The organism is Roseinatronobacter ekhonensis (assembly GCF_900499075.1).
GTDB lineage: Bacteria > Pseudomonadota > Alphaproteobacteria > Rhodobacterales > Rhodobacteraceae > Roseinatronobacter > Roseinatronobacter ekhonensis.
In genome coordinates, this window is record NZ_UIHC01000019.1 from 32041 (window position 1) to 56047 (window position 24007).

The following is a 24007-nucleotide window of genomic DNA, read 5'->3' on the forward strand; positions in this document are numbered from 1 at the left end:
GGGAAATACCATTGGTAACCGAGGCTCTTGGAAAGAATGGGGTCAACGCCCAGCTTACCGTCGCAGCGCTTCTGTCGCGAGTTCCATTGGCCCTTCACGCTCGAACACGGCAGGCCTGCGGTTGTTGTTGGCCAGCCGCATCCCCATCAGATAAGCGACAACGAAACCAGAGACCTGCACACCCAAGAGCGCGGCTATCGCGAGAGGATTGTTATAGAGCATGACATGGCCGAGGATGCCCAGACCGATGACAGGCAGCAACAGCGCGCTGGCAAGCGGGTTTGAGACATGCCGACGGCCACGCCCAACGATCATTATTTCAAGACCGCGCATGACCAACTGATGGAAATGCAGACGGTCGGGCTGGTCCGCGCGCCGTCCGGCACGCCGCCGCCGATAAATGGCAAATAATGTGTCCGTCACCGGCCAGAAGAACAAACCGACAATGGCCAGCATCGACACTTCGGGCTGGCGTGCAACCAGCAGGATGCCCAGCCAGACCAGCAGATGCCCGAGGGAATATGCGCCCGCGTCGCCCAGAAACAGGCGGCCATAGGGCCAGTTGAACACCAGAAACCCCAGAATGGCCGGTACGAGTAGCAAAGCGGCCAGCGCGATCCCAGGCTCTCCAACAGAGTGGGCAATCGCGGCAAGACCGAGGGCAGACAAGGCCGCGGTCCCCGAACTCAGACCGTTGACACCGTCTATCAGGTTGAAAGCGTGGCAAACGCCAGCCCCCCAAATCGCGGTGGCCAGAAGCCCGATTGCGGGGATGACCAAGATCATATCCAGTCCTGGAATATCGCTGCTCGTGACCCAATGTCCGACCAGACCCGCCGCCAGAAGTGACGCGAACGCCGCCGCGCCAAGGCGCACGCGCGGGCTAATCCGCAGGCCCAGATCTTCTGCAAGTCCGGCAAGGAAAATAGGCAGCGCGGAAATGAAGATTACCTTCAACCCCGGCTCGACCTCTTTCGGGAGCGATATGACAAAAGCAGCCAAGGCCCCGCACATTATCCCGACGCCGCCCAACCGCGATGTGGGACGGCGATGCGCCGATTGCTTGGCCTTCAGATCCGAAGGGCGGATTACCCAGTCCGGGCGAAGCTGGCTTGCTACGACAAGCAACCCGCACACCGTGAATGAAATTGCGAACATTCCAAGCGCGAGATTAATGATCTCGATTTGCATTTAGGCCTGCCTTTGATTTGACGAACAGATCCGCTGATTATGATGCATGCGCCACACTGCGCGGGTGCCAGAACAAAACTGCCTCCGCAATCTCATATCAGAGCTACATGCAGTTGTGTATCCCTAGGCACCGCACAAATCATGCTGCGTTGCAAAATAGGCGAACTTCCACCCTCTGGATCGGATCCGACCGGCATTTGCCCAAAAAACAATCAACGCTATAACGGCGAACCGGGCGCAGGTCGCAGCATAACCCAGATTACTCTGCGCCGAAGATGTCGCGTATGACGGGACGGATCGCGTCTGCAACCCAGCGCGCGCCGGCGTTCGATAGATGATCATCGTCGAAGTACAGCACGTCGCCATCCCATTCGTTCAGGCAGCGCCCGGCGAGTTTGGTATCGCAGAACACATCATACGGATTCACCCGATACAGGTTGGGATGATCTATCGACTCAAACAGATCATTCACGGGCTGGTTGCGTGCCAGAACACGGGCCGAATCGGTGCTCAGCGGTGTCGCGATTCCATCGCCATAAAGCGTTCTGTGCACGAGTGTGCGTGGCACGTTCCAGCCCGCCTCCGGGATTGGATGCAAAAGGATGATGTTGAACTCCTCGACAAGCGCAAACAGCTCGGTCCGCCAGCCCTCAAGCACACGGGTCCGACGTGCCGGGTCGTCTTGCGCGCCCAACTCGCTGACCGTGGCGCGTTGATCGATATAGGCGCCCGACACATGCTCCACGCCGCCTTCGCCATTGTCGAACCCGGTCCCCTCCAGTTGCTGCGTGAAACGCGCGGCGATGATAACGGTTCCGATCTGATTGTCGCGCATATACCCGAGCAGACTGTCGATATACGCATCGCATTGCTGCGCCTCGCGGCGATCAGCACGCATAAAGCCGGGCAAAACCGGACAGCCGCCATAGGACAAGAAGTAGGTGCCTAGCCCTTCGGCCTGCAACATGGTTGCGGTTTCAAAGGCGATGGCATGGGAATGGCTGTCACCCATGATGACGACATCGGCGCTCCCATCGATCAAAAAATCCGAACAGGGTGCGAAAGGATGCGCCGGAGGCGGCGCGTATATGCTCAGGTTACACTCCCGCAGATAGGGATTGCGGTCCAACTCAGCCTCGGCGAAGCGCAGCGCCTCGGGTGGTAGGCGTTGCGGCAGGCCATTGCCCAGCCACCCAAGCGTTCCGACCGTGGCAAAGGCCACCAGACCGGCCAAAGACCACCCGAACACCTGCGCCTGACCCGACAGTACGCGGCCTTTGTGCCGCCGGAACGGCTGTTCGACAAAACGCCACGTGAGCCAGGCAAGGCCAAGTGACACCACCGATAGGCCCAGCATAACCGCCATAGAGGGCGGATCGAAGCTGCGGATGCGCGCAAAGGCGAAAAGCGGCTGATGCCAAAGATACGCCGAATAACTGATCAGCCCGACCCAGACGAACGGGCGCAGGGACAGCAGCCGTCCCGCAACGGTTTCGGCGCGCGCGTAGCGCAGCACAAGCACGGTGCCGACAACCGGCAGCAACGCCCAGATGGATGGGAACGGCGTGGTATGGTCAAAGATCGCAACCGACAGGGCGATCATGGCCAAACCCAAGGCGGCAAGCCAGCCGTCGAAACGGGTGACACGCATTGCGACCAATGCGCAAAGCGCGCCTGCAAGCAATTCCCACGCGCGGGTCGGCAACAGGTAGAAGACCGCAGAGTCGGAAACCTGTGGCAGGCGCAAGCCGATCTCGGTCAGGGCAAGGCTACCAAGCGCGATCAGCGCGACCATCCAGACCAGCCGACGCGAGCCGCGCGCCCAAAGCGCCATTAGCAACAGCGGAAACACCAGGTAGAACTGCTCTTCCACCGCCAGTGACCATGTATGCAGCATGGGTTTGAGCTCTGCGGCCGCGGCGAAATACCCGTCTTCGCGCCAGAACAGGATATTCGCTCCGAACAGCGCGACCGCCAGCAGGCTGACCGAAAACGCCTCGTATTGTTGCGGCATCATCCATGCGTATGCGAAGGGCACGCTTGCGGCCATAACGACGAATAACGCAGGAAGGATTCGGCGGGCGCGCCGTTCGTAGAACCGCGCCAACGAGAAACGCCCCTGCGCCAGATCGCTCACAAGGATCGCGGTGATAAGATAGCCCGAAATGACGTAGAAAACGTCGACCCCGACGAAACCGCCGGAAAAACCGGGCAGTCCGGCGTGAAACAGGATGACGGGAACAACAGCAACGGCCCGCAAGCCATCGACCTCGGGACGATATTTCATGTCCAACCGCTCTGGAAACTATGCCGTGATCCTATGCCACGCTGTCTGGCCAGAGGCAACAGCGCCCCTTGCCAAGCGCGGATGACTGTCACACAAGCGGCGCATGATTGGCGCTTATCTTCTTTGGGACAGCCCCGACCCCGGACCCGACCGGGCGCATGCCTTTGCCGGAGCCTTGCGCACGGGCCTGACCAACCCGACCTGCCACCGCATGAACGGCGCGTTGCTGTGCGATGGGGCGGCACCTGCGCAGAGCGCTCTGCCCCGAATGGCGGATGGCACAGCGGTTCTGTTCACGGGTTTTATTTCCAACCGCCCCGCGTTGCGGTCTGCGCTTGGCGCGGCACCGGTGTCTGACGCGGCGCTCTATGCGGCGGCACGCTCGGCATGGGGGGACACCGCCGACACCCGCGTCCTGGGCGAGTACGCTGCGATCCTGATCCCGCCACATGGCGGCGAGTTGCATATTCTGCGCAGTCCGATCTTCGCACCCACACTGCATATCTGGCATGACACTGACCGGTGCATCGTCGCCAGCACCGCCGCCGCGCTCTTTGCGACCGGCGAAGTCACGCGCGAACTCGACGAGGAAAAACTGTCGGACGGCCTGTTTCTGAACTATTGCGACGAGCGGCGCGGCTGGTTCACAGGCGTCACCCGTTTGCCGCGCGGCGCACGCGCGCGCATCACGCGCGAACGGATGCACGAAGAGACGTGGTATCGGCTGGATGACATCGCACCTCTGAAGCTGAAATCCGACGCCGACTATGTCGAGGCCGCAGACGCGCTGTTCGCAGAGGCGACAGACGCAGTGTTAGACGGGTTCGACACGCCGCTTGTCAGCTTGTCGGGCGGATACGATTCGCAAGCGGTCGCAGCATATGCCATGCGCAGCCGCCCCGGCATGCCGCTTCTATCGGCCACATCTGTCCCGCAAGCTGACTGGCGCCCCCCGGCGCGCAGCCGCGCCTTGGTCGATGAGCGTCCCCATGTCGAAGCGCTGGCGGAAATGTATCCTCAACTGCACCCGCATTGGGTGGACGGGGCGGGACGCGATTTATCGCATCATCTGCGCGACATGTTCGATAGGGCGATGGCCCCGCCGCGCAATGTCGGCAACCTGCATTGGGCGCATGATATCCGCCAGCTTGCGCGGCGCGAAGGCGCAGATGTTGTCCTGACCGGGGCGATGGGCAACCTGACGTTCAGCTATGACGGCACGGGCTACCTGCCGGACCTGTTCCGCACGGGCCACTGGCTGCGACTGGCGCGCGAATTGTGGCTTGGCGGCCCCCGCGCGGCAGTGGGCAAACGGGCATTTCGGCAAGCGGTTCTGCCGGTCTTGCCCCCTGCCCTACAAAAACCGCTCATGGCGTGGCGCGACGGGCCGTTCGAGGACCCGCTGCAAAGCTGGTCGCCGCTGCGGGCCGATTACGCGCGGGAAAGCGGGGTTCTGGACCGCGCGGCACACCAGGGGTTCGACCCGTTTTTCCTGCCGATCGGATCGGTACGGGAATTTCGTACGCGGATGATGTCCAATGCCGTCAACGAGGCGGGCGACATAACCGGCGCGATCGAACAGATCCACGGGGTGCCCATGCGCGACCCGACACGTCACCGCCCGTTTCTGGAGTTCTGCTTTGCGATCCCGCCCCGCCAATACCTGAATGACGGGGTCAAACGGTGGCTGGCCAAGCGCCTGCTTGCGGGCAAGGTTCCCGACATGGTGCTGAATGAAACGCGCCGCGGGCAGCAGGCAGCCGACTGGTCCGCCCGCATGCGCCCGGCCCGTGCGGCACTGCTGGACGAGTTGGAGATGCTGGCGCGCGATCCCGATGTTGCGGGACGGATTGACACCGAGCGTCTGCGCCGCGGGCTCGAAGCGCTGCCAGAGGATGACACCAAGATCACCAAAGCTGATACGATGGCCTATCACGCCCTCACCCGTGGCGTGGTCTCGGCGCGTTTCATCGGCTATCTGAAAGGCCGCAACGATATCTGACCGAAGTGCGCGGGCTGTGACTACCGGCCTGCAAAGGCCCTTGAGTGAAACGTCAAGCCACGCTAGCGTTGGGCTATATTTGATCTCGGGATTTGAAAATGCGCCCAGCGGCACGATTAAGCGACATGCATGTTTGCCCGATGGTTATTCCGGGCACTCCCCCGATCCCGCATGTGGGCGGGCCGATCATGCGCGGAGCCCCTACTGTGCTGATCGGCGGCATGCCCGCGGCGCGCCTGTCCGACACGTCGCTGTGCACTCCGGTCGGCATTCCCGACCCGATCGTATCCGGCTCTGCGACGGTAGTGATCTCGGGACTGCCCGCCGCACGGTTGGGCGATTCCACAGCGCATGGTGGCAAGATTACCTCTGGCTGCCCGACGGTATTGATCGGCGATGGCGGCCATTCCAGCGCGGCGCGCGGTGGCACGGGACGCGGCAGCGACGGCACGGCCCAGCATGACACGCCAGAGGCGATGGCCAGCGGCAAGGCCTTGCGCGCCCCGCAGCGGCAGGCCCGCACGTTGCGGCGCGCCTCTGCAAGCGGGGCCGCCTTTTGTGAATTGTGCAATCCATGAGCGTGGCGCGACAGACGCCCCAAGACGCAGCACTGTATTGCGCGGTTGACTGCGCTGCGGACCAACGGCTTTATGGTGCGGTTCTGCAAGCGGGCCGTGGCACGGCCCTGTTCGCCGGTGAATTGCACCCCGATCTTGCCGAAGCCACACCGCATCTTGTGCAGGTGGACCAGGATTCTGCTTTGCTGGCACTGCTCGCAAGTCCGGAGGGACGCGCCGGGGCCTTTGGCTGCGTGCTGCGCGCACATCCTCACATGGCCACGGTCTGGCGCGCATTGCGCAAGCATTTGCTGGCCCGCATGCCCGATGGCAGGGTCGTCATGTTCCGATTTTTTGATCCGCGTGTCATGGCTCCTTATCTGGGCAGTCTGACACCATCAGAGCTGGCCCCGTGGTTCGCGCATGTCAGCGATTGGTGGCTGCCGCTGCCGGACGGGACATGGCATTTCACATTGTCGGATACCGGGCTGTCCCGGTCCGTGATCCCGGCCTGAAACGGGGCGTTGCGCGATGCTGACAATTTCAGCCGAAAGCCTCGACACTCTCGCCCGTGAACAGGCTACCGGGGCACGGGCCCGCCTGTGCCGGTGGCTTGTCGCAAATGCGCCCCGATTCGGTCTGCCCGCACCGGCGCCGCAACAGGCAGAGCATGCCGTCGATGCCGCGCTTGAGCTGTGTCTGCCCAATGGAATCCGGCGCGAGGGCGATATTGCGCGCATCGCGCTGCGGGCGTGGCGCTTCGGTCCTGCGATCATGGACCAACCGGATTATGAATATTTGCGGCAGGCACTGACTGCCGAGACCGTTGATCCTGACCGCCGCGTCATGCTGGTCAAGCTGATCGAGATCGGGCACAAACCCGCGACGGGGCCTTGGCATGTCTGATAACGTCGACCAAAACGCCCGACTTCGCCAGCATTTCAAGGATCGTGAAGAGCAAAAAGCCAACTCGCAGGCTGGGCTTCGACCGCAAAAGGTCGGCGATCCGACCAGTGCCTGTGATGACACACCGCCCCCAGACCCGGAGATAGAAGAGAGCGTCACCGTCTGGGACAGCGAAAGCAAAGGCGCGCGCTACTGGGACGAAGCCACGCGCACCCTGCATATTGTGCAGACCAACGCCACCGACGGCGTATCGATCCAATATACCGGCCCGACGCCACCGACTGCGATGGATGTGTATTGCAACGATATCCTGAAGGCCAATCTGGGCGGTGGAACGCAATGGTCCTACAACGTGACCTATCACCCGCCCAAGGCGCCCTACAGCGTCAAGAAAGCCGTGGCCGCGCCGTTCAAAGACCTGCTGACCTTCGCAGCGGATGTCAGCAGATGGGAATTCCGAGCGCCAGAGTTCACCGCAACGGTCTTGGTTTACAACCCCGACCAATGGAGCTTCAAAGCCACGGTTCCCCCGCTTTTCGAGAGCCAAAAGATCCACCGGGAATGGCGTGGCAAGGATGGCACAAGCGGCACATCCGACAAGCACACGACCAAGACCCACAGCCTGAGCGGGACGGCGGAAACCCACAGCGCGGAAAGCAGCAGTGAGCGTGATAAATCCGGTGGCAGGACCGAGAAGTTAAAAGAATCCGATAGCTGGACCAATCGCCACGGCGATAGCATCACCGAAGACGAGACCCTATCACACGCCATCGGGGCCGATGGGGCGACCACGACAATCCATGAAACCGAGACCAGACTGGACATGCGCGACGGGCGCTCGGAAACGGACACCAAGAAGACAAAGGACACTATGAGCGTCGACGGGCGCGAACACGACACCGAGACGACCCTGTCCGCCAGCAAGTCCGATGGGAAAACCACCGAAACATGGGAACTGAAAGGTGAGGCGCTCAAGAACATCGGTTACGACCCAGAACACGGCTATGTCGAAAGCGATATCCCAGATGAAGCGCGCAGCACCAAAAAGACCGAAAACGGAACGGTTTTGTCCGGGCTGGGCAGCGACATCTTCTCACTGACCTGCAACACGCGGCGACAAGATTTCCCAGCCCTAGAGATGCTTGCTGTCGTTTTCCGCCTCGGGCAGAGCATTCAAGACATCAAGGACACGATCCGGAATACGGTTCCCGAAATCGGTTGGACGTGGGATTTCTCCTATTCGTTCCTCGATGGCGAGATCGCCTTGGACTGGGGGTGGCAAGAACGCGACGCCGGACATGCCAAAAGCCACGATGTGTTCTACAATCTCAGCACATCGGGCGAGATTACGCTGGTCAAGGCAGGCGGGAAAATCGGTGTTGGGATCATGGCCTATGGTGTCGGCGCACAGGCCATGCTGTCGGCAGAGGGTGCTTTCAAACTGACCATTCCGGGCGTGTCGTTCGAGTTCGACAGCGACGGTCCAGGATTCGCAAAGTCTGACAAGATCGGCGAAGTGACGGGCACCTTTACCGTTTCCGCCTATATCAATGTCAGTGCTGGCGACATCGTTTCGGCCACGGGTGGCGTCCGCGGCAATCTTCTGAAAGCGACCGGCGCGGGGCATATGGACGGCGGGCAGGATTTCTATATCGCAACCGAGGTCCATTTCGACGGCGTTGAGCTCTATGCCACGGTTACGACCGCGCGCGTGTTCAACAAGGACTTCTCGACACCGCTTCTGGGACCGAAAGAGTTGGGTAAGCACGACTTCCTGCGTGCGTCCAAAATACCGGAGGATCCGGCGCTTGGCTTCGCAGAGATTAAGGCAGTGGTTGAAGAAGCCTTCACAAGGCGTTGGTATCAATTCAATTATTCATTCTACCAAACCACTGTTGAACGCAAAGAGATCTACAAGTTCTTCAGACCGACCGGACGGTATGAGTATGTCGAAAAACAATCGAAAGTGGCCGCAGACGACATTTACACGATGATTACCAAGAAACTATACGACAACCGGACCACGCTGGAGATGAAGCCGCGCACGATCGAGGGCCTTGTACAAGTCGTCTACAATAACATCACCCAGAACGACGAAACGCGGAAAATCGACCTCGAAGACGTCTTTGATGCACTGTTATCGGGTGACTTGGACACAGCGATCGATGCTGCCGCCTGCCCGGTCAAGCGTGCCAAGCTTAGTGTTGGAGCGTGATGGTGCAAGGACAGATCGAACATGCATGATTTCGCCTACCTTACCATGACGGCATCGGAGGATGCGCAGTGCCACCTCATGCTGAACGGCCTGCCGATTCTACACGGCCCGCGCGGTGCAAACCTGCAATGGATGGATATCCTGAATCTGCGGATGAAGCGCCACAACACTCTTGAAATAGAGATTGCGGCAGAGCCGGGCCAACATCTGGACGCTATGTTTCGATTGAGCCGTCATGCACCCGGCACCGTCATGGCACCGGACACCGGCATCGGCCTGCGTGCCGAAATCCGCGATGCGACGGGCGCTCCCATCCCGCAGGAACCGGATGGTCGTTTCACTCTGTCTGGGCCGAGCCCGTTTCGGGCGGAGCTGCGCTTTGAGAGCTTCGGGCCAGATTTCACGCACCGACTTGAACCGGCAGCGGCACTGCCCTCATCGCTGGCACAAGAGATGGGCCTCACGGCGCTGCGCGCTCTTGAAGCGCGCAATATCGACCAGATCCTGACCATGATGACACCGCTTCTCGAAGATATTGTCATTGTCTGGCAAGATCCCCTATCGACACTCCGCGACGAAATCCGACAAGGGTTTCTAGAAATTGCAGATGGCCTGCCCGAACGCGGGCTGGACTATGCGCTCAGCACCCAGCAACTAGGCCCGCTGGTGCGGGTGATGCGCGACGGCGGGGCCTTGTTTCAATCCATGGACCGGACCATGCGGATGGAAGCCACATTCGGTCTGGTCGACGGGCAAGTCATGATTCTGCGGTAGCGGCGGGGCCAGTCTTGCAGCCGCCTCGACGGTTCAGGTCGTTGGATGCACGCTGGCAATCCTCTGGAACGTGTCGTTTTCGGCCATGAGGTCATCCCACGGTGCGAAGCCTGCGAGACGGCCCTTGTCGAGCACGATGATCCGGTCGCAGTTGCGCACGGTGCTCAGGCGGTGGGCGATCAGCAGGATGGTCTTGTCGCCGGGCAGCGCGTCGATGGCCGACATCACGTCGCGCTCGGTGGCATTGTCGAGCGCGCTGGTCGCTTCGTCGAACACGATCAACTCGGCATTGTGATACAGCGCCCGCGCGATCCCAAGCCGCTGGCGTTGCCCGCCCGACAGCCGCACGCCGCGTTCGCCCACCGGGGTGGCGTAGCCCTCCGGCAGGTCCGACAGGATGAACTCATGCAATTGCGCGCGTTTCGCGCAATCCTCGGCCCGCGCGGTATCGACCTGCTCGGGTGCGATGCCAAGGGCGATATTGCTGGCAATACTGGAATCGGTCAGGAATATCTCCTGCGGGACATAGCCCACGCTCTGCTGCCAGGCGCGCAGGTTGTCCTCGGTGATGACGGTGTCATCGGCGCGCAACGCGCCCGCTTGCGGGCGCAACAGGCCCAGCGTGATATCGGCCAGCGTCGTCTTGCCCGCGCCTGTCGAGCCGACAATCCCGATCCGCTCGCCCGCGCGGATGGTCAGGCTGACATCGCGCAACCCGCGGTCGGTCGTGTTGGGATAGCTGTAGCTGACCCCCTCGAACCGCAACTCCCGCGAGAGACCAAGACCCGGCGGGATCGACTCTGGCAACGGCGGCAGGTCGCGCATCTGAGCGAGTTCCTGCGTCACATGCCGCACGACGCTTGCACCGAAGGCCAGCTTGGTCGCCGAGCCGTATAGCTTGCCCAGCTCTGGCAGGATGCGTTGTCCGGCAAAGGCGAATACACCGATCAGCGGCAGCAATTCCCCCAAGGCCGCGCCCTGTTCGTAGCGCGCCCGGTCGACCAGCAACAGGCAAACCACAATAATCCCGCCGAAGGCCACGGACTGGACCACGAATTGCGGAAGACTAGAGACCACGTTGGCCTTGACCTGCACATCCGCCATGGCAAGCGAGGGACCGTGGTAGCGTTCCAGCGTCTGGTGTTCGCGGCCTGTGATCTTCATGCTCTTGATGCCGCCAAACGCCTCGCCGACAATGCGGAACCGGGCCCCGTTATGCTGGATGCGGGCCGATCCCAAGCGGTCCAGAAACGCGCGTGACCACAGGAAGATTGCTCCATAGCTGCCACCCAGCATCAACAAGGCGATCAGCGCGATCACCGGATCGACCCAGATCACCACGGTCACAATTGCGAGCGCCGCGAGGGTGCTGGCGATCAGTTCCGATGCAGGACGGAAGAAATTTGCGACGATCTGCGAACTTTCCGTCAGGATGGTCTTGTTAAGTTTCGTCGTGTGATTGTTCAGAAAATAGACATAGCCCGACCGCAAGTATCGTTCTAGCAAACGAATGCTGACCGAATAGGTCAGCATGTTTGTGAACTGCAAGACGAGATATGTCTTGAGCATCTGGATCAGGTTCGACAGAGCAATCACGAGAAAAGAGCCGATGCCGAGTGCCACAAGGAACGCGTAGTCGCTCTGGAATCCGAATGTCTCGTACAGCCACAACAAGCTGGAATTCCGCTGAATGGTGTCGCGATCTGCAAGCACCGCAAGGAACGGAAAGATCGAGACAACCATGAAGGCCGAGGAGAGCGCCGCCAGGACAACGACGAACAACATCCAGCGTGCGCGCCGTTTTTCAGCGGAATCGAGCAGGTTCCACGCCTTTTTCCACACGCCGAGATTGGAGGTCGGAAAGCTGGTCAATGAGAAACTGCCGTGCTTGCTGCAATCTGGAACTGCTGCGCTGACTTAGCGGCTTTCCGCAAAGATGAAAAGACCGTATCGCCCTGCCCGCATGATCAGCGGGCTTCACCGCGCCCTGCGTGCTGCGTCCGCGCTTTGCGGGGGCGACAGTGCGGGTCACCTGCGCCATTGGGCCGGTCCGAAACCGCGATGGCGGCCTGTGGCGGCGCGCGCTCTCGATCCTTCTTCCCGCACGCTGCGCGAAGCATCCGCGTTCGCGGCAGGGTCAGAGCAAGGCCACATGATCAACCGCGGAAGGACTACCACATCCGACGGCCGAGGGCCCTCATGCAGTGGATGTCAACCGCTCCGGCCCGAAAGCTTGCCCCGCGCGGAAGGTTCGGGCATCGACGTTTCGGGCCGGACATAGAGGGGAGATACGGACTTTCCTTTCCAGCGGAAAACGGCTAACTCGTCACAGCCAGCGCCAGGTGCAGAAAGAACGGCAGAACTCCCGTGACCAGCTTACCGCTCTCTAATCTCAGCGTATGGAAAGTGGCGTGGAGCCTGCTGACCAGAGCCGAGAAGCGCCGCGCGCGCTGGATGCTTGGGATCGTGGTTTTCGCGGCGCTCTCCTCGGCATTTATGGTCGTGTCGATTTTTCCGTTCCTTGCGGTGCTCGCGGATCGTGACCGCATACACTCCACACCGGCCCTGCAATGGGCCTATGACTTTTTCGGATTTCAGAGCGACTACGGGTTCGTCATTGGTCTCGGCGTTGCGTCGCTGCTGGTCATCACTCTTTCGAACCTGATCCAGCTTCTGAAAACCTATCTCGTTTTGAAATTCACGATGTTGCAGATGCACTCGATCTCTTTGCGTCTGTTGCAAACCTATCTATGCCAACCTTACGAGTTTTTTCTGGACCGCCATAGCGGGCATCTGAGCAAATCGATCCTCGATGAAAGTCTGCAGGTGGTCAGTTCGTTCTTCCGTCCCGCCGCAGAAATGGTCGCGAGTGCGCTTTCGGCGCTGGCCATCCTCGCGGTGATAATCTGGGCGGACCCGGTTATCGCCTTTATCGCGCTGGCGGTCCTCGGTGGCAGCTACGGGATATTGTTTCTGGGGTTGCGCGGGGTTCTGGACCGGCTTGGTATGGCGCGTGTGCGCCACAATTCCGGGCGCTACCGAGTCACCAACGAGGCGTTCGGCGGAATCAAGGATATCAAGGCGCTTGGTCGCGAGCGTTTCCTTCTGTCCCGGTTCCAGAAAACCGCGTTGGACATGGCGCATGTGCAGGTGAAGGCGAATGCGATTTCGGCATTGCCGCAATTCGTCATGCAATCCGTGGCGTTCGGCGGGATCATCCTGCTGTGCCTGTTGCTTGTGGACCGGGCCAGCTACGAGGGTGGCACCGGTCTGGGCGCGCTTGTGCCTGTGATCGGGGTGTTTGCATTTGCGGGCCAGCGGATCTTGCCGGAATTGTCGAGGCTCTACAGTTCCGCCGCAAAGCTGGAATTCGGCACCGCCGTCGTGCGCCATGTGGCGGGAGAGTTGCGGGTCCCTGTTCCGTCATCAGGTCCGCCGAAAACCATGCCGCCGGGTCTTGGTCTCTCGCGGGAGTTGCGGTTCGAGGGGGTCAGCTACAGCTATCCCAACACGACCGACCGCGGGTTGCGCGATGTCAGCCTGACCATCCGCGCGGGCGAGCGGATCGGGATTGTCGGCTCGACAGGCGCGGGCAAGACGACGCTGGCCGATATCACGCTGGGCCTGTTGCGCCCGCAAGCGGGCGTGTTGCGCGCCGATGACACCGTCATCACCGAGGACAACCTGCGCGCCTGGCAGCAGAGCTTGGGCTATGTCCCGCAGGAGATTTTCCTGACCGATTCCAGTATTGCCAGCAATATCGCCCTTGGCATCGCACCCGAGCAGGTCGATACCGCGCGGGTCGAGGATTGCGCGAAACGCGCGCAACTGCATGAGTTCATCCTGTCGGACCTGCCGGAAGGCTACGCCACCCCGGTGGGCGAACGCGGTGTGCGGCTGTCGGGCGGGCAACGCCAGCGGCTGGGGATCGCGCGGGCGCTGTATCACAATGCCGAGTTGATCGTGTTCGACGAAGCGACCAGCGCGCTCGACAATGCCACCGAGCGCGACGTGATGTCGGCCATCGACGCGCTGCCCGGCGACAAGACCATCCTGCTGATCGCCCACCGCCTGAGCACCGTGCGCAGCTGCGACCGCATCATCGTGCTCGACAAAGGCCGCCTCGCAGGCTTTGCACCGTGGGATGCCCTCATGGCCGAAAACGACACGTTCCAGAGGATTGCAAATGCCCATCCCGCATCTTGAGCCAGACCCAATTCTGTCCCGCCCCGTCATGGTGACCGGGGGGGCCGGCTATGTCGGCAGTCACATTGCTCTGGCGTTGCTGGATGCCGGTCACACGGTGGTCGTTGCCGACAATTTATGCACCGGGTTGCGCTGGCTTGTACCGGACGGAGCCGCGTTCGAGCAGGTCGACCTGCGCGACGGGGACGCGCTGGAGCAGATCATGCGGCGCCACGAAGTGGGCGCCGTAATCCATTGCGCTGCTTCGACCGTCGTGCCGGACTCTGTGGCCGACCCGCTGGGCTATTACGGCAACAATATCGGCGCCACGCTCAGCTTGCTGGGGGCAATGGCGCGAGCGGCGGTCGGGCGGATCATCTTTTCCTCAACCGCGGCGGTTTACCGGGCCGACACAGCGGGCGCCCCGATCGCAGAGGACGCCCCGACCGACCCGCTATCACCCTATGGTGCGACCAAGCTCATGGCCGAGCGCATGATCCGCGATACCGCCGCCACGGGCATACTGGACTATACCATCCTGCGGTATTTCAACGTCGCCGGGGCCGACCCCGATGGCCGCGCGGGCCAATCCACGCCCGCGGCCACGCATCTGATAAAGCTGGCTTGCGAGACGGCCTGCGGACACCGCCCTTCCCTGACGATCTACGGCACTGACTGGCCGACGCCCGACGGGACCGGCGTGCGCGATTTCGTTCATGTCTCTGATCTGGCGCAGGCACATATAATGGCGCTGCAACAAGGTGCTGGGGCCGCGCGCAATCGCATTTTCAATTGCGGTTATGGCAGCGGCTACAGCGTGCGCGATGTGATCAAGGAACTTGAAACAGCAACCGGATCAGCCCTGCCGATTCAGACAGCCCCGCGCCGCGCGGGCGATCTGGCGCAGGTTGTTGCGGATGGCCGCGCCCTTGCGGACGCATTGGGCTGGCGCCCGCAATATGCCGATCTGAGCCGAATTATCGCGCATAGCCTTGCATGGGAAGCCAGTCATTCCACAACCAAACGCCAAGGCCTGACCGGCCATCCAAACTAGGAGAGCACATGTATACGATCGCGAATATCAGGCCACTTGGCTATAATGTCGGCAATCATGCGATCAATTTCGCATTGCGCCATATGCTGTATGAAACCTTCGGGCGGCTCGTTTCGGTCATCGAATACCCTGCGACCAGCAAGCATGAAAGCACCACAAAGGCGGGGTTGAGCGCGGGCACAGTCCACGAGATTAACCGCTTCGCCGATGGTGTCATCGTCGGCGGGGGCAACTTGTATGAAAACGACGAGATCGCGGTCGACCCGCGCGCGCTGGCGGCCCTGCAACCGCCATTGATGCTGTTCTCGAATTCGCGCGGGCGGATCTATGACCGGCACGGCAACCTGTCCGACCGGTCGGACGTGATCCCCGATTCGAAGCTCGCAACCCTGCTGGGGCGGGCCGATATTTCGTTGTCGCGCGACACGGCCACGCATGACTATCTGTCCAAGATCAATGCACGGGACCAGCTTGGATGGTGCCCGACCATCAATATGAATCGCTACGCGGGCAACCTGCCCTCCCTGCCGGAAAACGAAGATGCGGGCGCGCTGATTTCGGTGCGCACGCCGGGGCTGATGAATGTGCCCTACTTGTTCCAGAGCCGTATCCAGCTTGATATCGAGCGCGCCATCGACGCGCTGCGCGATGCAGGCCACAAGCGTATCCGCATTCTGTGCAATGACAGCCGCGACCTCGATTTTGCGACCGCCTTTCGCTACACCAAGCAGGTGGACTCGGTGTATACAAACGATGTCTACCAGTATCTGTCGCTGCTGAAATCGGCGAGCATGGTGGTCAGCTACCGGCTGCACGCGACCCTGCCCGCGATTTCGTTTGGCACGCCGACCGTGAACATTGTCTATGACGAGCGCGCCATGTCGCTGTTCGACGATCTGGGCCTGACCCCGGCCACGCTGAACATGGTTGAACTGGGGACCGGTTTTGCCGACACGTTGGCAGCGACAATCAGCAAGGGCGGCTATACCGCGCAGGATCATGTCGGGCTTGCCCCGGACTGGACCGCCAAAGGGGCCGAGCAATTTGCACAGTTTGCCCGGTTCAAGGACATGATGCAGCAGTATCTTGAACGTGCGGGCCGCGACGGGTGAACTTGGCGGACACCCCTGCCGGAACGCGACCTGAAGAGCGCCTGCCGGTGCTGTTTCATGTGCAGGCCGGGGCCAGTGTCGGTATGGGGCATCTGGCCCGCAGTGCGGCCCTGATGGCGGGGTTGGAGGGCGAAGGCGTCACATGTCGGCTGAGCCTTGATGCCGATGCCGCAGGCCAGGCCTTTGCGAAAGCGCGGGGGCTGGCCGCAACGGCCACGCTTGGCGATCCGTGTGCTGCGTTGGTTGTGGATGCGCTGGACCTGCCAAGCGCAACACGCGATGCCGCGCAGCACGTATTCCCGCGCATCCTGATTTCGCCGGTCTGCGCCGATGCCGATGTCGCGACACATGTGCTTTTGCGCGATATGCCGCCGGGTCTGGCCGGGCAGTTGGCCAAAGACACGCGGGTTCTGACCGATCCTGACTTTGCCTTCGTGACCGCACAAGGTCTGGTGCGGCGCGAACGCATCTATGACAGATTGCGGATCGGCCTTTGCCTGTCCGGCGGCGTGGACCGCACGGCGCTGGACCCGCTGGTCGACTGTCTGTTGGCTGCGCCCGAAGTCGCGCAGCTGACCGTGATCGACCCGCGCCGTCCCTTGCGGGCGGATGACACGGATGGTCGCGTGGTCCATGTCGCCCCCGGCGCTGCCCCATGGGGCGCTCTACAGGATATCAACCTGTTCATCGGCGGCGATGGTGTCATGCTGGCCGAAGCGATCGCGCAAGCCATCCCCGCCCTTAGCCTGACCACCGCAGACCGTTTGCCAAAGAATGCCGCATTGATGGCCACCGGGGCATTGGCCTGCGTGCTGCGCGGACCGGGTATGGACGCGGAGTTGACAAAGCGCATCCGTGATCTTACCGCGCTAAAGCGAATGCACGCCAACGCATGGCACCTTGACGGGCCCGGCCGCGCAACCGCGCTGGCGCGCGCTGTCATCACCACGTTGCACGATAGGCCGAAGGTTTAAGCACCATGACCCAGTTTCCAGAGATCATTGCCGAAGCGGGCAGCAACCATAATGGCGATCCCGCGCGTGCCTGCCAGTTGATCGACCTCGCGGCGCAAGCGGGCGCGAGTTCGATCAAGTTCCAGTTCATCTATGCCGACGGGCTCTATCTGCCCGACTATCCCGAACACGGTTCGGACGGGTCGGTCGTCTACAGCCCCAGCACTGTTTTTGCGCAGCGCACGCGCGAAGAGATGTCCGACACCGATTGGCAGACGATCTGGGACCACGCGGCCCGCGTGCGCATTACGGTCTCGGCCTCTGTGTTTTGTGAGCGCGGCATCGCATTGCTGAAGCGGCTTGGCGCGCCCTATGTCAAGATCGCCTCGACCGACCTGACCAATCACGCGCTGATCGCGCGCGCCTGTGAGAGCTTTCCACGGGTGATCGTGTCGACCGGCATGGCCACGATGGGCGAGATCGAGGCGATGGTCGCCATGGTCAAGCGCGACCATCCGGGCACCGACTTTAGCCTGATGCATTGCGTTTCGGCCTACCCGTGTGATCTGGCGCAGGCAAATACCGGGCGCGTCGCGCTTCTGGCCCGCGCGTTCGAGGTGCCGGTTGGCTATTCCGACCATACGGGAGAGGATATTTCTGCGGCCATGGCGCTTGTGCAGGGGGCCAGTTTTTTCGAAAAGCACTTCACCACCGACCGCAGCCTTCCGGGGTTTGACCATGCCCATGCGCTTGATGGTCCGGCGCTTCAAAGCTATGTCCTTCATCTTCGCGCTGCGGCCCAAAGCCTTGCCCAGCCCGCGGCGGGGCTGGCCAAACAAGAACTTGTCACAAAGGTCCGTGCCCGCCGTGGGCTCTATGCCGCGCGCGATCTGCCAGCCGGGCATGTGCTGACCGCCGATGATCTGCTGTTCGTGCGCCCCTCGACGGCGTTTCAGGCGACCGATCCTGCCCAGCTTGTCGGGCAGCGCCTGACGCAGGACGTGCCGCGCCACGCGGCCCTTGGGCCGGGTGCAGGTGTCGGGATTATCGCATCGAACTGGGGCAGCGCCGGCAGCTATTGGGGACAAGAGATGCAGGAAAAGGGCATGACCCCCGCGCCAGCAAACGCCGGCACGGCCGAACCGCAGGGCTGATACGCGGATGCAGCCTGTCGTTTTCATCTATGCGCGCAGCGATTCGCAGCGGTTGCCGGGCAAGGCGCTGATGCCGCTTGCGGGAACCCCGCTGGTCGCGCTTGTCGCCGCGCGGGCCGCCCGTGTTGGCGCACGGTCTTGTGTGCTGGTCACGACCGACCGCGCGGTAGATGACCGGCTGGCCGACACCGGGCGCGCGCTGGGGCTGGGCGTGGTGCGCGGGCATGCCACCGACCTTGTGGCGCGAAGTCTTCAGGCGATTGCGGAAACCGGCGCGACCCATTTCCTGCGCGTGAATGGTGACAGCCCGTTTTTCGCCCCCGAACTGGCCGCTGCCGCGATGGACCACTTGCGCGATGCCGACCTTGTCAGCAATCTGATCCGTCGCCGCTTTCCATACGGCGTGGCTGTCGAATGGATGAGCGCCGATGCCTATGCAACCCTGTCGGACAGCGCAGCCGAGGCTGAACGCGAACACGTTACCCAGCACCTGTATCGCCAGCTTTCAAAGCTGAGGGTCCTGTCGCTGGAACAGGCGCGCGATGACAGCCATCTGCGGCTGGCCCTCGATACCGCGCAGGAACATGCCGACCTGACGCGCCTGATCGGCTCGCAAGATCCCACTCAGCTAAGCTACTGGTCAGCTTGCGGTCTGGCCGCGCCCACGCTTGGCATGATCCCCCAGACCACGCAGGCGGGTACCCCATGAACACCCCTGTTCCCGATCCGATGCGGCGCGACGTGCCGGGACTGGCGCTGCTGAAGGGGGCGCCGACCATCGCGGACCTGTTCCTCGACGGAGAGCCCTTGTCGCGCCATCTTGGCTGGTCCGAGACGCTGGCTTGCATGGATCGCGCGATTGCCCGTCTGTTTCGGTTTTTCCGGGCACAGTATGATCTGCCAGACCGCCATGACAGCGATCTGCTATTGTTCGAGGGCGGCTGGATTTATGCCAAGCGTGACGGGATTGCCGGACCGGTGCTGTGGTTGTTCCTGCTGGAACAAATCAAGGCAGCGCGCGCACAACCAGATCTGGCCGACCGGGTCGGCAGCGGCACGGTGCTGCACATGACAAAGGGGTTTCGCGCGCCCGAGCCTTTCATTCGCGCGCTCCGCGACGAGTTCGGATTGGCCACCCCAGACCCGTCACAGTTCCCGTCCGGGCTGGCGGCGGTGATGTTCTCCAGCTCCGACAGAATCGGGATGTGGCGGTATTTGATGCGGTCCTGCCTGCGCGTTGGGCTGGCCCGTCCGGCTTCGCGCGCCGCCAAATCACAGGACAGCGCCAAGCGGTTGCTGGTTTCAAGTGCAAACTTTGAAAAACACCGCTACGGCCCCTTGATCGCGGATTTGCGTGCCAAGGGGTATGAGTTGACCGGGGTGCACCCGAAGGAACGCCCCTGGGCCGGTAGCGACGGCTACGCAGCGGACGTGGTCTCTGCCCATTTTGAAGGTGGCGGCCCCGGCGCACTGGTTCAGGCCACAGCGCTGGCGCTTCGGCTGATCCGGCGGCAGGCGCGTATTGCGCCATGGCTGGGCCGCGTCGATCCGGTGATGGCGCCGATGTTTCGCTACAAGATACCACATCTGTTCCATGTAGCTTTGCACGCCACCTGTCTGGAGCGTATGGCGCGGCGGATGTCACCGGCAGCTTTCTTGCGCAACGGAAATTACAACACCCCAGATGAGCGGCGTACGAATTTCGCATGCCGCCGCGCAGGCGTTCCGACACTGGTGGTCACGCCCCGCGCGCTAAGTCCGCGCATGCCGGCCATGCCCATAGACTACGCCCGCGAGCACGCCAGCCTGCCCGCAGGGTTCATCGTCTCTGACAAGCATTCCGCGCGGCTTTTGTCCGAATGGGGTGTCCCAAACGAGATGGTGGCACTTGGCAGCCGCGAATTGATGGTTGATGACATGGCAATCGCCGCCCCGCATCCCGAAGCCTTGCCGGTGCTTCTGGTTTTGCTGGACAACGCCATGAACAGCCCTGCAATGTTGTCGGACATTCTGACAAACTTGCCGACAGACCTGCGCTACACCTTGCGGATAAGAGCCAACCCGGTCTGGCCGATGGACAAGATGCCAGCGCTTATGGCGCAGCTGGAAGGCGTGACATGGGAAAACGCCACCGGCAAGCCGCTGGAAGACGTGGTCACGCCCGGTCGCACGCTTGCAATCACGCCCTGTTCCGGTGTCGGCGCCGATTGTGTCCGGTGCGGTGCGGCGCTTCTCAGCCTGCCCTACCTGTCCTCGAACGCACCGGCCCATGCCGATGTGCTGGAAACGACGGGTCGCATCTGTCTGGACCGACCGACACTGGCCCAGCAGCTACGGTTGCTCGAAGATACTGCAAGTCTGCATGCCCGGTGCCTAGAGGACAGGGACAGATTGACTGCGTCCATCGATCCGGCCCCGCGCCCGCTGATCGACGCGGTAGAAGCGCAGCTTGACCGCTTCGCGCATGGCTCACAGCCAAGCCCGCGCTGATCCTCCCGCCAACGTAGCGCGGCGGGCTGGACTCATCTGGCACCGCCCTGGAACGCCACCAGATTGCGGAACCCGGCCGCGCGCAACTGGGCGGCGGTGGTGTGCGGGGCGGTGCCGGGAGCAAAAATCAGACCGCGCGCACTGCCGGTATGCGCTGCCGCCCAGCCCAACGCGCCCAAATTGCGCGCCAGCCGCGCAGTGGGATCGGCCACCGGGCCGCGCAGTGCCACACAGCGCGCCGCACTTTCCGAAGCGAGCGCTGCATACTCCGCAAGGGTTCGGGCGCTTTGCCATGCACCCAAGATATCCGAAATATCGGGAAAGCGGCTGTCGGTGGGGTCCGTCGGTTGCCCAGCGCCCCACAGGCCGCCGATAATCTGGTAGCGCGGCAATTCGGGCAGGCCGCCCAGCCGCTGCCCCAAACGCGAGGCCCAGAGGATCCTCTCGGGCGCGGCGCACCAGAGCGGGTCGCTTGCCCCTTCGGCGCGCAGACAGGCGCGGGCCAAGACGGCGTCCGGCGCGGCGCACCCCGCCAGCCGCGCCAACGCCACAAGCCGCGCGGTGGACACGCCCATGCCTTGCCCCGGCGGCACAAGGGGCTTCATCTGCACACGGCCCGTCAGGGGACAGCCCAGCCGTTGCAAAAAGTGCCGCGCCTGGCCCGCTGTCAGCCCAGCGCCGGATAGGCGCAGTGGCCCCCGCCCCGCGATATGCCATGCCCGCAGCACCGGGCGTGGGAACGGCAGGCTGACCAAAACCACCGGCCCGTCCGGCCCCAAGCGCCCTTGCATCCATTCGCCGAAATGGCCGGGCTGCTCTAAAATGCGCCTATGCAAGCCCGTCCTCTTCCAGCAGATGACGGCCCTTGGCGTCCTCGACCTCTATTACCCAAAGGTCGCTGTCGAAGCTGCGCTGGCGGGAGATTGCGGCATCAACATCGGTCTCCGCCCCGTCGCACAGGACGTCCCAGACCCGTGCATCCCGCTCGAAATCGTAGCGGCGCAGATAGGCGCGCGCGGTCCCGTCCAGCAGCGCCAGTTTAACAAGCACCGCGCCCGCCGTATCGTCGCCTTTGGCCGTGATATAGGCGGGAAGCCCCGCCAGTTGCAGCCGCCGCACATAGGCCGAAACCCAGATACCCGTTGCCAGCCGCGCCTCTGTCATGCGTTGCCGTCGCGAAACTCCAGACCCATCTCGGAATAGCGCTCGGACTCTTCCATCCAGTTTTCGCGCACCTTCACTTGCAGGAACAAGTGCACGGGGCGGCCCAGAAACTCCGTAATCTCGGCCCGCGCGGCGGTCGAAATCGCCTTGATCGTCTCACCCTTATGGCCCAGCACAATGCCCTTATGGCCATCGCGCATGACATAGATGGTCTGGTCAATCCGAGCAGAGCCGTCCTTGCGTTCTTCCCAGTTCTCGCTCTCCACGGTCAACTGGTAGGGCAGTTCTTCATGCAGGCGCAAGGTCAGCTTCTCGCGCGTCATTTCAGCCGCGATCATGCGCATGGGCAGATCGGCGATCTGGTCTTCGGGATACAGCCACGGGCCTTCGGGCAGTTGCGTCGCCAACCAGCGGCGCAGGTCGTCCACGCCATGACCACGCTCGGCAGAGATCAGGAAGGTCTGCGCGAACGGATAGGCCTCGTTCAGCTTGGCGGTCAGGGCCAGCAGCACCTCGGATTTCACACGATCAATCTTGTTGATCGCCAGCGCCACGGTCTGTTCGGGGCGCGCGCGCTCACGCAGCGTGTCGAATATGGTCTGCACACCGTCCGTCAACCCGCGATGCGCCTCTACCAGTAGAACGATCACATCGGCATCGGCAGCGCCCCCCCAAGCAGACGCAACCATGGCGCGGTCCAGACGGCGGCGCGGACGGAACAGACCGGGCGTATCGACAAAGACAAGCTGCGCATCCCCTTCCAGCGCGACGCCGCGAATGCGCGTCCGGGTGGTTTGCACTTTATGCGTCACAATGCTGACCTTGGCCCCGACCATGCGGTTGGTCAGGGTGGATTTGCCCGCATTGGGTTCGCCGATCAGGGCAACAAAGCCCGCGCGTTTTGTCATGGAATAGGCCCCGTTTGCATTCAACTGCCGCCTTTAGCCGGTTTCAGCCCGCCCCGCCAGAGCGTATAGAACCATCGGTGCGGGATCAACGCGGCCAGACAGAGTGTCGGCACACGCAACTGCGCGTTGGGCGTGGTCCATATCCGACGATCACAGGCCATGCCGCGCATGATCTGGTCCAAACTGCGTATTCCGGAGGATCCGGCCACCTATTCCGACAACATCCGGCCACCTGTTCCGGGGTATCCGGCCACCTGTGACGCGTTGCCGTGAGGCAGCGTATTTTGGTTATCAGTCTTGAGGGGTTTCGTCATCTATTTTAGTGATGGTCTTGCGCATGGATTGCCCCTCGAGTTCGAGGCGGTAGGCGTTGTGAACGATGCGGTCCAGGATGGCATCTGCAAAGGTTGGTTCGCCGATGACGTCGTGCCAGGTTTTGACGGGTAATTGGCTTGTGATCATCGTTGAGCCGCGGCCGTAACGCTCTTCGACGATCTCCATGAGATCGCGGCGTTGCGGTGATGTCAGCCTGTCTGGGCCCCAGTCGTCCAAGATCAACAATTGCGCCTTCGTGATGCTGCGGAACAAGCGGGGGAAGCGTCCGTCACCATGGGACAGCTCCAATTCTTCAAAGAGACGCGGCATCCGTTTGTAGACCACAGTTACGCCGTCACGACAGGCCGCCTGTGCCAGTGCGCACCCAAGCCAGGTTTTGCCGACGCCGCAGGGGCCAGTGATGATCAGATTACGCTTGTCGGTGATCCATTTGCCGGTGAGCAGGCTTTGGAACAGCGCCTTATCGAGGCCCCGGCGTGCGCGGTAATCGACATCTTCCGGGCTGGCGCCAACATGGCGCAGCCTGGCAGTCCGCATGCGGGCCTCAAACCGCTTTGTTTCTCGGCTTGCAACCTCGCGGTCAACGAGCAGGCCAAGCCATTCAGCGTGGCTGAGATCGGCAGCTCTATCCTGCATCTGCAGTTCGGCAAAAGCTTCGGCCATGCCGTCCAGCCTGAGGGCCTTGAGGTGATGAAGAGTTGGATGATCAAGCATTGTGT

20 protein-coding genes are annotated in these 24007 nt (G+C 62.2%); 13 read left to right on the forward strand and 7 right to left on the reverse strand.

The genetic code is table 11. From position 1 onward, the window contains the following. Positions 1-54: 54 nt before the first annotated feature. Entirely contained in the window at positions 55-1191 is a 1137-nt protein-coding gene (locus ROE7235_RS10470; protein ID WP_121095379.1) for an MraY family glycosyltransferase, read from the reverse strand. 259 nt (positions 1192-1450) lie between these two features. Beyond that, entirely contained in the window at positions 1451-3478 is a 2028-nt protein-coding gene (locus tag ROE7235_RS10475; protein WP_121095381.1) for an acyltransferase family protein, read from the reverse strand. Positions 3479-3581: 103 nt separating this feature from the next. On the opposite strand from ROE7235_RS10475, the gene ROE7235_RS10480 reads away from it, so the two are divergent. The 6 genes from ROE7235_RS10480 (at position 3582) to ROE7235_RS10505 (ending at position 9932) form a co-directional block, all read left to right on the forward strand. Then, positions 3582-5480 (forward strand): asparagine synthase-related protein, encoded by a 1899-nt coding sequence (locus ROE7235_RS10480; protein ID WP_121095383.1) that lies wholly within the window; start codon positions 3582-3584, stop codon positions 5478-5480. A gap of 140 nt (positions 5481-5620) precedes the next feature. Further along, positions 5621-6058 carry a PAAR domain-containing protein gene (locus tag ROE7235_RS10485; protein ID WP_281272859.1) on the forward strand — a complete coding sequence of 146 codons (438 nt, stop codon included), beginning with the start codon at positions 5621-5623 and terminating at the stop codon, positions 6056-6058. After that, a complete protein-coding gene (locus tag ROE7235_RS10490) occupies positions 6055-6552 on the forward strand; it encodes a DUF4123 domain-containing protein (RefSeq protein WP_121095387.1) in 498 nt (165 codons plus the stop codon). Before ROE7235_RS10485 ends, ROE7235_RS10490 begins: the two co-directional genes overlap by 4 nt. Before the next feature lie 16 nt (positions 6553-6568). Next, the gene (locus tag ROE7235_RS10495) at positions 6569-6943 is read left to right on the forward strand and encodes a hypothetical protein (RefSeq protein WP_121095389.1); all 375 of its coding nucleotides are present in this window, start codon (positions 6569-6571) and stop codon (positions 6941-6943) included. Beyond that, the gene (locus tag ROE7235_RS10500) at positions 6936-9158 is read left to right on the forward strand and encodes a hypothetical protein (RefSeq protein WP_121095391.1); all 2223 of its coding nucleotides are present in this window, start codon (positions 6936-6938) and stop codon (positions 9156-9158) included. The genes ROE7235_RS10495 and ROE7235_RS10500 overlap by 8 nt, the downstream gene beginning before the upstream one ends. Before the next feature lie 21 nt (positions 9159-9179). Further along, entirely contained in the window at positions 9180-9932 is a 753-nt protein-coding gene (locus ROE7235_RS10505; RefSeq protein WP_121095392.1) for a hypothetical protein, read from the forward strand. Between the two features lie 33 nt (positions 9933-9965). On the opposite strand, the gene ROE7235_RS10510 is transcribed toward ROE7235_RS10505, so the two are convergent. After that, complete coding sequence (locus ROE7235_RS10510; protein WP_220669553.1) at positions 9966-11804, reverse strand: ABC transporter ATP-binding protein; 1839 nt, start codon at positions 11802-11804, stop codon at positions 9966-9968. Between the two features lie 495 nt (positions 11805-12299). Between ROE7235_RS10510 and ROE7235_RS10515 the strand changes: the two genes are divergently transcribed. From ROE7235_RS10515 to ROE7235_RS10545, 7 genes are read left to right on the forward strand one after another with little or no spacing between them, the layout of a single operon-like run. Further along, positions 12300-14138 (forward strand): ABC transporter ATP-binding protein, encoded by a 1839-nt coding sequence (locus tag ROE7235_RS10515; protein WP_220669554.1) that lies wholly within the window; start codon positions 12300-12302, stop codon positions 14136-14138. After that, a complete protein-coding gene (gene galE / locus ROE7235_RS10520; protein WP_121095393.1) occupies positions 14119-15171 on the forward strand; it encodes a UDP-glucose 4-epimerase GalE in 1053 nt (350 codons plus the stop codon). Before ROE7235_RS10515 ends, galE begins: the two co-directional genes overlap by 20 nt. 8 nt (positions 15172-15179) lie before the next feature. Next, positions 15180-16283 carry a polysaccharide pyruvyl transferase family protein gene (locus ROE7235_RS10525; RefSeq protein ID WP_183073466.1) on the forward strand — a complete coding sequence of 368 codons (1104 nt, stop codon included), beginning with the start codon at positions 15180-15182 and terminating at the stop codon, positions 16281-16283. A gap of 2 nt (positions 16284-16285) precedes the next feature. Beyond that, positions 16286-17257, forward strand: a complete 972-nt coding sequence (locus ROE7235_RS10530) for a hypothetical protein (protein ID WP_121095397.1) — start codon at positions 16286-16288, stop codon at positions 17255-17257. 5 nt (positions 17258-17262) lie between these two features. Further along, a complete protein-coding gene (locus ROE7235_RS10535) occupies positions 17263-18390 on the forward strand; it encodes an N-acetylneuraminate synthase family protein (RefSeq protein ID WP_121095399.1) in 1128 nt (375 codons plus the stop codon). A gap of 7 nt (positions 18391-18397) precedes the next feature. Further along, complete coding sequence (locus ROE7235_RS10540) at positions 18398-19099, forward strand: cytidylyltransferase domain-containing protein (RefSeq protein WP_121095401.1); 702 nt, start codon at positions 18398-18400, stop codon at positions 19097-19099. Next, complete coding sequence (locus ROE7235_RS10545; protein ID WP_121095403.1) at positions 19096-20880, forward strand: hypothetical protein; 1785 nt, start codon at positions 19096-19098, stop codon at positions 20878-20880. The genes ROE7235_RS10540 and ROE7235_RS10545 overlap by 4 nt, the downstream gene beginning before the upstream one ends. Positions 20881-20912: 32 nt before the next feature. Here ROE7235_RS10545 and ROE7235_RS10550 read toward each other — a convergent pair whose 3' ends face one another. The 4 genes from ROE7235_RS10550 to istB form a co-directional block, all read right to left on the reverse strand. Then, positions 20913-21716 (reverse strand): propanediol utilization protein, encoded by an 804-nt coding sequence (locus tag ROE7235_RS10550; protein WP_245963933.1) that lies wholly within the window; start codon positions 21714-21716, stop codon positions 20913-20915. After that, positions 21709-22044, reverse strand: a complete 336-nt coding sequence (locus ROE7235_RS10555; RefSeq protein WP_121095407.1) for a DUF1491 family protein — start codon at positions 22042-22044, stop codon at positions 21709-21711. The genes ROE7235_RS10550 and ROE7235_RS10555 overlap by 8 nt, the downstream gene beginning before the upstream one ends. After that, positions 22041-22952, reverse strand: a complete 912-nt coding sequence (gene era / locus ROE7235_RS10560) for a GTPase Era (RefSeq protein ID WP_121095409.1) — start codon at positions 22950-22952, stop codon at positions 22041-22043. The genes ROE7235_RS10555 and era overlap by 4 nt, the downstream gene beginning before the upstream one ends. Positions 22953-23243: 291 nt before the next feature. Further along, positions 23244-24002 carry an IS21-like element helper ATPase IstB gene (gene istB / locus ROE7235_RS10565; RefSeq protein WP_121095411.1) on the reverse strand — a complete coding sequence of 253 codons (759 nt, stop codon included), beginning with the start codon at positions 24000-24002 and terminating at the stop codon, positions 23244-23246. Positions 24003-24007: the final 5 nt, after the last annotated feature.